2 protein-coding genes are annotated in these 11714 nt (G+C 67.7%); both read right to left on the reverse strand.

Going from position 1 to position 11714, the window contains the following annotated elements; translation table 11 throughout:
• Positions 1-8: 8 nt before the first annotated feature.
• Positions 9-9716 (reverse strand): autotransporter-associated beta strand repeat-containing protein, encoded by a 9708-nt coding sequence (locus RKP46_RS06805; RefSeq protein WP_311105940.1) that lies wholly within the window; start codon positions 9714-9716, stop codon positions 9-11.
• Positions 9717-9809: 93 nt separating this feature from the next.
• Entirely contained in the window at positions 9810-11597 is a 1788-nt protein-coding gene (locus tag RKP46_RS06810) for a ShlB/FhaC/HecB family hemolysin secretion/activation protein (RefSeq protein ID WP_311105941.1), read from the reverse strand.
• Positions 11598-11714 lie beyond the last annotated feature (117 nt).

The following is an 11714-nucleotide window of genomic DNA, read 5'->3' on the forward strand; positions in this document are numbered from 1 at the left end:
CCCTCGCCTCACGGCTTGTCGCTGCCGCCCGCCGCCGGGACGCAGACGACGCGGTCACCCACCGTCAGGCCAACGCAAGCGGGAACGCTGCCGACGCCCTGAAAGCGACTGACCGCGGCCTGCCCGACCCGCGTTTCGGTGATCACGCCTTTGCGCAACTGCGCAGCGACGTTTTCGTTCGAGAAACCACTTTCCAGTTGCTCCTTGCGCACCTGATTGAGCACCTCGGCCACACCCGACTGCACCGCATCGTAAGCCGACGAATCCTCGATCCTTCGCCCATCGACGATCACCGGACGAACGGCGGTCGTCGCGAGCGACGCCGGATAGACCAGGCGGCGCGCGATGACGCCGGTGGGATCGACCCCGCCGCTGGCGCTGGTGGCCAGATAGACCGGCACGTCGCCGCTCGTCAGATCCTGCCGGAACGGATCGACCGCGATCGTCTGCAGCCAACTGTTGTTGGCGACGCCGCTGACCGCGCCGAAGCTGAGCGAGATCGGCGCGCCGAGTTCGCCGAACTGCAGGCTGCTGGGACTGCCTGCCGGCAAAGCTGCGTTAACATCGGCAATCACGAAAATCGACGGCAGAATCGAAAACGCGTTGTCGTCGCGCCGCTCGGGGTCGGTGGCGAGATTTCTCCCGTCGCGCAGTTGGCTGGCGCCAACGCGCGTCTGGATTTTCCCCCCGCCGCCGCGAATGCTGCGCGCCAACAGCAGAACCGTATCGGCGTCGATCGCCGGTAGCGGCGTAGCGGCAACCGTGATCGTGTCCGCGGCAATTGCCACAACGCTTTTCCGGTTGCCCGTCTGATTGGCATCGACTTCGGTAACGGCTGACAGCGGCCCTTGCAGGCGATTGGTCAAGCCACCCGGGTGCGCCAGCGCCTGCCTGTCCTGCGGCGCCGCATAGACCTCGATCAGCCCGCCAGGTCCGCTCTTGTCAACCGCCTGCTGCCCGGCAACCGGCGCGCTGGCGGCTGTGGCGCCCGCCGTCAGGTCGATCGACGCGCGCCGGGCGACGAGGTTCACGGTCACCTCGGGGGCGCTCTGCAGCAGCGCACCCGTCGCCTGATGGATGCTGCTGCCATAAACCGCAAGCTGTGCGGGGACCCCGCTCGCATCCTGCACGGAAACCTTGGGAACGATCACCGACGGCATTTCAGCCTGATTGGCGACGATGTCGACTGTCCCGGCACCGCTCAGCACCAGCGGTCCCAGCTCGACGGTCGTCGCGCTGATCAGATGCGAGCGCAGCCCCGGCTGCGCGCGTACCTGCCCGGCGACCTGCAAGCGCTCGGCATCCAGGCGCGTGCTGCCGGTGTCGAGCAGCACCTCGAGCGCACCGCCCGTACGCACCTGGCTGTCGCCGGCGGTCAGCCGCAAGCCGCCGACGAATCGGTTGTCGGCGCTGTCCAGCGTGACGCTGTGTGTGGCAGCATCGATCGTCGTCGCCTGGTTGACCTGCAGCCCGGCGGTCTGCGTCAGCTCGCCGGTGAGGCTGATCGTCGCCTCCTGGTTGACCGTCGTCAGGCCGAAGCGCAGCGCGCCGGACTGAACGACCGACAAGGCATCGAGCGTTCCGGCGATGACCGTCTGGCCGGGGGTGCTGGTCGTCAGCCGGCCGCCGACGTCGGCCGCGTGGACGATTGCACCACCGCCGGTACTGAGCGTGCTATTTCCGCTCGTTGAGACGTTGCTCGTCAGATCGCCGGTAGCGCCCTCGCTACGCGCTTCCAGCGTGCTCGCCTGACCGGAAATGGTCAGCGCGCCAGCCAGCGCGCGCAGGTTCGTGCTGCCGGTCCGCAGCGTTGCGCTGAAGCCGTTCTGATCGGCGATCAGCGTCGGACCGGCGACTAAATCGATACGGCTGAAATCGTTTTGCGGATCGCGCAGCTCGACGTTCCGGCCGGCGGCACGAATCGTCAACAGTCCATTGGCGACGCTCAACGAGCCCGATTGGCCGATCTCTCCCGTCACACTCAGCAGCTCGGCCGAGCTGTCGACGCGCGTCGCTTGCGGGCCGAAGCTGAGCGCGCCCGCCTGCCTGACCTGCAGGCTGCCGAAGCTGCCCGAGAGCCTCGTCGGACCCGTCGTGTCGGTGCTCAGTCGACCGCCGACGCTTCCCGCGTGGTTGATCGAGCCGCCCGCACCGCTGGTCAGCACGGCATCGCCCGGACCAATCGTGGTGACACTTGCGATCGACCCCAGTGTGCTGCTGGCGACCAGGCTGGCCGCGCTGCCGGCAAGCACGAGATCGCCGGCGAGCAGGTCGATCGTCGTCTCGCCGGTCTCCAGTCGGGCAGCCAAGCCGTTGCGGTCGGCGATGTGGGTTCTTCCCGCGACCAGTTCGATCTCGCCGAAGTCGTTCAGCCCGGAAGCGAGCCTCACGCTCCACCCAGGCGCGCGGATGCGCAAGGCTCCGGGCACGATCAAAGCGGCTGACTGGTTGAGCGGACCCTCGCTTTCCGCAGTGAGATTGGTCGCGCTGCCGGCGAGGCTCAGTTCGCCAGCCAGCACGTGCAAGGTGGTATCGGCGGTCAGCAGTTTGACGGCGAGCGCATCCCTGTCCGTGATCCGCGTCGTCGCCGCGGTGATGTCGACGCTGGCGAAGTCGTTTTCCTGAGTGTCCAGCTTGACTTCCTGGCTCGGCGCACTGACGACCAGCGGACCCACAACGGTGAGCGCCGCCGACTGGCTGATCCTCCCTGTCACTTGCGCGATGCGCGCGGCGTTGGCGACGCGCGTCGTTGCCGGGCCGAAGGTGAGCTGCGCGCTACGCTCGACCTGCAATTCGCCGAAGCTTCCCGCCAGCATCGTGTCCCCGGTCGTCTCGCTGCTCAGCCGGCCACCGACTGCGCCGACATGCGAAATCGTTTCGCCGGCGCGGCTGAACAAGCGCGCACCGCCGCTGATGTCGCCGCTGCTGCGGATGGCGCCATCCGCTTCGATCGTCAGGTCGCCGCCAATGTGGCCACTGTTGCTCGCCGCACCACCCGCGTCGAGTTGACTGTTGCCGGTCGTCGCCACGCTGCTGCTGAGTTCGCCGGCACTGTGCGCGAGCAGGCTGTCAGCCGTACCGGCGAGCACGAGAGCCCCGCTCGTCGCCTGCACATGCGTTTCGCCGGTCACCATGTGCAGCGCCAGATTGGGCGAACGGGTGCTCAGGCGGGTCGTTCCGCCCGTCACACTGAAACTGCCTTGTAAATCATTGGCCGGATTGTCGATCGTCATCGCCCCGCGGCTGCTGCTGGTCAGCGTGACCGAATCGCCCTTGACGATTCCATGGTAGGTTTGCCCGTCGGCGGTCAACACCGTCTGCGCCGAACCGAGATCGAGCGTACTCTGCGCGTCCTGCGTCAAGCTGCCCAGGCGGCGCGCGCCGCCGAAAAGCTTCAGCGTCCCACCGCCGTCTATCGTCAGCAACGTCTGGTCGCCGCCGCCGACCAGCGCCCGGCTGACTTCCAGCGACACCCCGGCCGGCACCGACAGCGTCGTGCTCTGCGCGAGCTCGAGGCCGCCGATGACCGCCTCCCCGCTCATTTCGAGCTTGCCGCCGCGCAGACGAACATCGTTGCCCAGCGCGATGTCGTTGACCCGCAGGGTACCGGTAACGACATCGACGGCCCCGGAACCGAGTACGCCATCGTTCGCCTGGGCGAGCAGCATCCCCTGCTCGATGATCGTCCCGCCAGAGTAGGAAGCCGTCGCCTGGAGGATCAACTGGCCGGCACCGACTTTCGTCATCGCTGCTGCCGGCGCGCCGCCCACCGGTCCCTGCAGCGTCAGCCGGTCATCCGCCTCGGGAACATTGATGCGCGCATCGGCCGCCAGATACACTGCGCCGGTGTAGACGGCGAGCGTGCCACTGCCGGTCAGCGCGCCAGCGCCGAGCAGGCTGCCGCCCGCGCCCGCGCCGGCAATCCGCAACTCGGCCGTCGGCCCCAGCGTCAAGCCCACATTGTCGATGGCGAGCGTCGCGCCGGCAGCGACGTCCACCGAGCCGCTGCCCAGAGCGTGGCTGTCGCCGGCGACCAGCACGCCAGCCGCAATGCTCGTCCCGCCGGCGTAGCTGTTGTTGCCGGTGAGGCTCAGTTGCCCAGTGCCCGTCTTGACCAGACTTCCGCGAGTAGCCGGCGCGACCTGCGCGCTCTCGCCGATCTGCCCGGCAAAGCTGCCCGATACTGCCTGCTCGACGCTCAGCGTGCCGCCATTCAGCCAGATCCTGGCCGCCGGGTCGCTCCCCGTCAGCGTTCCGATGTTCTGCGCATGACCCTGCAAGTCGAGCGCGGCACTCGCCGCATCGAGCGTCAGCGGGCGCGCGGCCGGCAATACATCGTCGACCCCGGTTTCGATGGTACCGCCGACAATAAACGTACCGCCACGGTAGGTCTTGCGCGGACCGGCAAGCGTCAGCGCGCCGCTGCCGAACTTGCTGAGCGCGCGATCGCCGCCGGCAAGCTGCTCGATCGCGCCATTCAGCCGCAGGCGGTGATTCAGCTCGGGAACGCCAATGCCGGCGTCCGCGGCGAGGACGATGCGGCCATCGTAGCTGGCGCTGGAACGGCCGATCAAGGCGCCTCTCGCGTTCACTGCCTGCCCGGCGGGCCCTTGTCCGACGATCTGAATCTGCGGGTTGCGACTGCCCAGCAAGGCCACATTGTCCAGCTCCAGCACCGCCTCCGGCTCAACCTCGACCGTACCGCCCATACCGAGCGAACGCCAATCGGTGACCGAGATGCGGCCCGCCTCGACCACCGTATTACCCGCGTAGTCCTTCGCCTGACCACCGAGCAGCAGCGTGCCCTCGCCCACCTTGCGCAAACCATGGGGCGTGCTGGCGATAGCGCCGTTCAGCGTCAGCCGCGCGTCGGCAGCGGAAACACCGATGAGCGTCTCCCCGCCGAGCACGATCGCTCCACCATAGGCCGCCGTCCCGGTAGCGTGCAGCGCCCCCAGCCGGCCATCGCTGCCGCTGCCGGCGAGCTTCAGCGTGCTCGTCGGCTCGGAGAGCTCCAGCGTCACGCCAGCGAGCAGCAAGGTGGCGCCCGGCTTGACGTCTACCGAACCGCCGCCCAAGGCGCGCGCGCGCTCGGCACGCACGATGCCGGCCTCGATGTCAGTCCCCCCCTTGTAGTCCGTCCCGCTACCCGCCAGCACCAGCGTTGCCGGCCCCAGCTTGGTCAGCCGGTGTCCGGCGTTGCCCGGGCTGGCAGCGATATCTCCGCGCAGCGTCAGACTACCCGCCGTCTGAGCAGTGCCATCGCCACCGACCGCAGCGTTCGCCATCAGCGTCAGCGGACCATCGTAGCCAGCCGCGTACGCGGTGCCGCTCGGTCCGGCGGCAACGGTCAGCGCTCCCTTCCTGCCCGGGTGTCCGGCGCCGGCGAGCGAGAAGCCGCCGGCCAATGGGTTGAGGGTAAAGGAACCGTCAAGCTCCAGCGTGCCGCCGTCCTCGACCACCAGATCTGAGCGCGTGTCGAGCGCATTCGCTTTCGTCAGCCCGAGGACGCCCCGACTGACCGTCGTCGTCCCGCTATAGAGATTGGCGTGCTGCAAGGTCAGCGTGGCGTCGCCCAGCTTCGTCAGGCTGCCCGTACCCTCGATCTGGCCAGCAAAACCGGCGTTTTCCTTTTGCTCGACGGTGAGCGTCGCGTTGCCGAGCAGGACTTTGCCGAGCTGGTTGTCCTGCGCATCAGCCGCCGCTCCGCCCCGCAATCCGCCAATGCGCTGCGCTCGGTTGGCCAGATCAAGCACGGCTGCCGCCGCGTCGGACAGTGTCACCATGCCGCTGCCCGGCAGGACATTGGCCGCCGCCGTTTCGAGCGTACCCGCCTCGATCTGCGTGCCGCCGGTATAGCTCTTCGCCGGGCCGCCGAGAACCAGCGTCCCGCCACCCAGTTTGCTCAATGATCGGGAACCCGCCTCCTCGTCGATTGCCCCGTTCAAGGCAAGTCTGTCGCCGCTCCCGACGGCGACGGCCGCGTTCCCCGCCAACAGCACGCGGCCATTGTAGCTCGCGCTGTTTCCCGTCCCGATCAGCGCTCCCTGGTCGACACCGGAGAGTGCGACTCCTCGGCCGGCAATCTTCACCTGCGGATACGAACTCGCCGCAAGGGCCGCATTCTCCAGCCGCAGGCTGCTGCCAGCAGTGACCTCGATCGAGCCCGGGCCGAGCGCAGCCGAATCTTGCACGGCAACGACGCCAGCCTGGATGAACGTTCCCCCGCTGTAGTTGCTCGCCGCGCCAGAAAGGACGAGCGTCGACAAGCCGACCTTGCTCAGGCTTGCACCGGCCGCGTCCTCGCCGATTCCGCCGCTCAGCGTCAGGCGCGTGCCGTCGAGCGGCGCTGCCGCCTCGCCGCCGATCAAGCTCGGGCCGGTCAAGGTGATCGCGCCGGCGTAGCCACCGGTCTTGCCTGCGGCAATCCGCAGCGCGCCGTTTCCGCCCTGGCCGACTCCGCCCAGCCGGAAACTGCCGGCGGCTCCACCGTTGAGCGTGTTGAGCACGACCGACTCGGCGATCTCCAGGCTGCCGCCATCGTTCCCCACGCCGCTGGTTCCCCCGTCGACGACCAGCGTGGAATCGGCATGCAGCGCATCGGAGCGCGCGACGGCGAGCACCCCCTGGCTGACGGTCGTTGCCCCGGAGTACGTGTTAGCCTGGCTCAGCAACAGCCGGCCGCCGCCCAGCTTGTTCAGCTTGCCACCGTTGCCGCTGATCGTCCCGGCGAATTCGCCATCGGCAGCCTGTTTGACGTACAGCCACCCGCTCGTGCCAAGATCGACCCGTGCACCGCTTACGCCGGTGAGCCGACCGATGTGCTGGGTCGTGCCGTTCAGTTCGAGCAGCGCGCCCTCTCCCGCCAGGTTGACGCTGCGGTCGGTCGGCAAGACATCGCCGGCTGCTACGACGAGGCGACCGTCGACAATCTCGGTGCCGCCCCGATAGTCCTTGCGTATCCCGGAAAGCCGGAGCGTTCCGGCTTCCGTCTTGCTCAGCGCATAGGTCGCCGCACCCACGTCCTGGCTGATCGCGCCTCCCAGCTCAAGCGTTCCCGCGGCACCTACCGCGATGCTCGCCGCCCCGCTCAGCGTGATGTCGCCCAGATAAGCGGCGTTGCCCGCCGCGGCGACGCGCAGCGCGCCCAGACCGCCGCCATCACCGCGCAGCGAAAACCCGCCGGCCAGCGTGTTCAGCGTGGCGCCGAGTTGCAGCGTACCGCCGTCGACGACCAGCGCCGATTCCGTGTGCAAGGCGTCGCCGCGCGTCAACGCAAGCACCCCGCCGCCCACCCGGGTCGTGCCACGATAGGTATTCGCCCCACTCAGCGTCAGTGTGCCGGCACCCTGCTTGCTCAAGCTGCCAGTGCTGCTGCCGCTGATGCTTCCGGCGAAAGTCGAACCCGACCCGCCGCCGGCTACGCTGACTGTGAGCGTCCGGTCGCCCAAGGCAACCCGGCCAGCCGAATCTGGAGCAAGCCCCGCTGCGCCACCGCTCAGCCCGGCAATCTCCTGGTTCTGGCTCGCCTGCGCAAGATCGAAGACGGCACCAACCCCGTCCGCCAAGCTGACCAGCGCGCTGGCGGCCAGGCTTCCCGTACCGCTAAGCTTCAAGGTCCCACCATTGACCCTTGTCGCTCCGGTCGCGTTGTTCGCACCGCTCAGTTCGAGCATCCCCGCCTCAATGTTGGTGCCGGCGAGAACGTTGTTCGCACCACTGAGCACCAGCCGACCCGCACCGACCTTGCTCAATGTCCCGGCGCCACTGATCACGCCGCTGAAAGTCGCGTCCGGCCCGGCCGCGATGCTGACGCCCAGCGTCGCCCCACCGAGCACGAGATTGCCCGCGCCAGAAAGCCGCCCAAGGCTCTGCCGATTACCGTTCAGGTCGACCGTACCGGCATTGAGCGCAAGATTGCTGGCGCTTCCCGCGTTACCGAGCAACACATCCGGCGCCAAGAAACGAAGCGTTCCAGGCCCCTCCTTGACCAGCGACGCGGCCGTGATCGGCTGCGCCTGCGTCATCGATCCACTGCTCAGATTGATCGTCAGCGTACCGCCGCCAACGTCCATCGCACCGGGAGAAGTGACCGTGGCCGCCATCAGCGTCAGCCCGCCGCCAGCCGTCCGCAGAAGGAAGCCACCCGCATTCAAGGCGTTACCGGCAGTAATCGTCACCGACGTCGGCGGTGTTCCGCTGCCGGTCGTCGCGAACGACACGTTCTCGCGCAAGATGACGTCGCGCGAGGCCTGCAAGGTATAGCTGGCATCGACACTGAAACTCCCGGCCGCGACGAAGTACCGTGCTACTGTGTCCGGATCGCCGGGGGACGGCGCAATGAAAGGATTCGCCGACAAGGTTTGTTCACCCACGAGCTGTTCACCGCCGACATACAGATCACTCGGATCAAGCAACAGCGACCCGACGCTGCCGTGCGGTGCGGACGTGTCGACGTGTCCGTCGAAGCCCAGGTTCTGTTTGCCGGAGACTTCGACAAAGCCGCCGTCACCGTGTTGTTGGCCGCCTCTGGCCGAGATCGAACCCGAGAAGCGCGTCCAGTCGTCAGCCCAGACGATGATCTTGCCGCCTTGGCCGGTGCTCAGTGCGTCGGCGGTGATCGTTGCGTCCTTGCCGACGTAGGTCTGCTGCGCGGTGCGCACGCTGCCCTTGCCCTGGTAGTCGCCGCCGATCAGGATGCGGCCGCCGCCGGCGTCGCCCGAGGCGTCGAGTTGCGCGCTGCCGAAGATGCCGACTTTGTCGCCGAGGACGCTGATCTGCCCGCCGGCGGCTGCCGGCTCGCGGCTGGCCGCGTCGAGCTGGCCGCTGACGCTGACGACTCCGCTGCTGCCGCCGTCGAGGTAGATCTCGCCGTTGTGCTGGCGCGCGCCGCGTGCACGCACGATTCCTTCGACGTTCAGGACGGTGTCGACCAGGGCGTCGCGGGCGCTTGCCTGTAGCGCGATGCGCCCGCCGTCGGCGTCGATCCGCCCCGGGTTGCTGACCAGCGCGCGCGCGGCTGCGGCGTCGACCTGGTAACGCACGAGACCGTCGCCGTGGAAGTCGACGACGATGCGGTCGCCGGCGATCAGGCCGGTCGTTCCGCCCGGTGTGCTGATCGAGCCGGCGTTGATGACTTCGCTGCCGAGCAGCGATACGCTGCCGCCGATCGGCGTTTCCAGGCGTCCGTCGTTGCGCACGCTGGCCGCGCTGCCCGAGGTGCGGCTGAAGCTCAGGCGACCGTTGAGCAGGTCGAGCGGCTGCGCGCTGAGCGTCCCGGCGATCAGGTTGCCGACATGCACGACGGCCGAGGCGCCGAAGTAGACGCCGGCCGGGTTGATCAGGAAGACCGAGCCCGGCGCGCTGATCCGGCCGAGAATCTGCGAGGGATCGTTGCCGGTCACGCGGTTGACGGTCAGCGCGCTGGCTGAGGGCTGGTTGAAGCGCACGGCTTCGTTCGCGCCGACGTTGAAGCTGCGCCAGTCGAGCGCGGCTTTTGCGCTGCTCTGGTTGATCACGAGTTGTGTCGGACCCGTGCGGCTGACCGTGGCTTGTCCGGCGATCAGCGCCGGGTCGCTCGGCAGCGCCAGCGCGCTGCCGGCAAAGACCAGGATGAGCGACAGTGAGAGTGGGCGCAGTGGGCAGCTCAGGCTGCGTTGCGTGGGCTGCGGCCCGGCGTTGGTGCTCGCCTGCGGGTACTGCCGTTTGCTTGTCATGGAAAACCTCCCCAGGTTGTCCGACTGGATTCTAGTGTCTGTTCTTTGTGTGGGCTGCGGTCTTAGCTGATCATGGTGGGCCTCTGCTGTTGCCTAGAAGTAGCGACTGATCTGGACGTAGGCGCGCGGGCGTCGGTCGAGTTTGTCGTTGACCAGGTCGCCCTTGTCGCGCCAGGCGATGCTGCCTTGCGCCGACCAGCTCTTTGCCGTCGCCCAGTTGAGTCCGATGCCGTAGCCGGAGAGCGTGCGCGTGTTCTCCGGATCGGTGACGCGCAGCGCCGGGTTTTTGTCAAGCGTCGAGCGGCCCCAGTCCAGGAAAACCGATCCGACCAGCGAGCCAGGAATCTTGCCGTCCCAGTTGGGGAGCGCGTAGCGCAGTTCGAGCGAGGCCAGGTGTGCTTCGTCGCCGGGCGCTTCGCCGACGGCGAAGGCGCGCACGCCGCCTGGTCCGCCGAGGCTGAATTTTTCGCTGCTGTCGAGTCGGTCGCGGGTGAATTGCCCGGAGTAGCGCAGGAAGACGAGGAAGCCGCTGTCGCCCAGCGCATGCAGGCGTGAGTAATAGGGGTTGAGCTTGCGGAAATGGCCCACCGGCGTGCCGACCGTCGCGTTCTGGTTTTCCAGCGTGCCGTAGGTGTAGCCAAGCGAGAAGCTGTTGATCCCGCCTCCGAGCAGCGAGTCGCGCAGGTCGCCACTGAGCGTCAGCAGCGTCGAGCGCGAGCGCCGGTCGATGCGTGCGGCAGCGTCCGGATTGTCTTCGAATTCCTTGTAGTCGTAGCCCACCTGGACGAACAGGTTGAAGTTGCGCGAGCGGGCGATCGGGTAGAGGACGAACGCCAGCGCGTCGAGGGCGGTGCCGTAGCCGGGGGGGATGCCTTCTTTCGTCAGCAGCGTGTATTTCAGGCGCGAGACCGTGGCGCCCAGACGCAGCCCGTCACTGCCCAGCGGAACGACGTAGCTGAGCGATCCGAAGCGGATTCCCTGGTCCTGCCCGTGCATCGCGCGCAGCGACAGCGAGTCGCCCAGACCCAGCGGCGAGCCGACGACCAGGTTGCCGCTGACGCGCACCGTTCCGGTGTAGCGCGAGCCCATGTTGTCGACCTGTACCTGCCCGCTGAGGGTCGGATCAGGCTGGACATCGACGATCAGGTCGGCAGTTCCCGGGTCGAGCCCGGGCCGGATCGTCGAACTCGCGCGGACGCCGTGCAGGTCGTTGATCAGGAAGAGAACCCGCTCGAGATCGGCGGTGCGCAAGGTCTGCCCCGGTTGCAGACGGTCGAGGTGCGCCTGAATCCGGCTGCGCGCCACCGGCGTCGCTTCGTCGTGGTTGAGCTCGATGCGGCCAAGCCGACCGAGCAGAACGACGATCTCGACGACTCCGCCCTGCAGCTTCTGTTCCGGGATGTACGCTTGCGCCAGCAAGTAGCCGCGTGCGTTGAGGTGGCTCTTGACGGTCGCCGCGGCGTCGAGCAGGTCCTGGAAGGTCTTCTCTTCGCCGATGAAGCGCTTCAGTTGATCGAGAATCGCCGCGCGTTCGTCGTCCGGAACGCCGCTCAGCGTGAAGCCGCGGATGTCCATCTTCAGCTCGGGAACGTCCGACAGCTCCGGTCTGAACGCCGGAAGCTGATTGTTCATCTCGGCCTCGGGCAGCTTCGGCGCCGTCGGCGCGCCTTGAATCTGGCGCAGAATCTGTCCGGCGTCCTGCTGCGCGTGCGCTGCCGTCAGCGCGCATGCGAAAAGAGCGACAAGGCCACCGCGCGCGAGACTGGTCCGAAAGGCGCGCAGCGCTGCCGCTGCCCGCCGCCGCAGGCTTCCCGGCAAACGCCGGTGACACCGCGCGAACGAAGCCGCCACTTCGCTGCGCCACTGATCGTTCGTCTTCATGATTCTCCCCATCGTTCTTGCCATTTTTGAGAATGGTTCTTGCCGCTTTTCTCCCGATCTATCTGCCGATTCTTCTCTCCACTCGTTTCCCGGGTCTTGTCACGATTCTACTCCCGA

The organism is Accumulibacter sp. (genome assembly GCF_031732815.1).
Lineage (GTDB): Bacteria > Pseudomonadota > Gammaproteobacteria > Burkholderiales > Rhodocyclaceae > Accumulibacter.

What these genes read in the sequence shown, in the direction of transcription:
- RKP46_RS06805 (WP_311105940.1), bottom strand. Translation starts at nt 9,716, where the DNA reads ATGACAAGCAAACGGCAGTACCCGCAGGCGAGCACCAACGCCGGGCCG.
- RKP46_RS06810 (WP_311105941.1), bottom strand. Translation starts at nt 11,597, where the DNA reads ATGAAGACGAACGATCAGTGGCGCAGCGAAGTGGCGGCTTCGTTCGCG.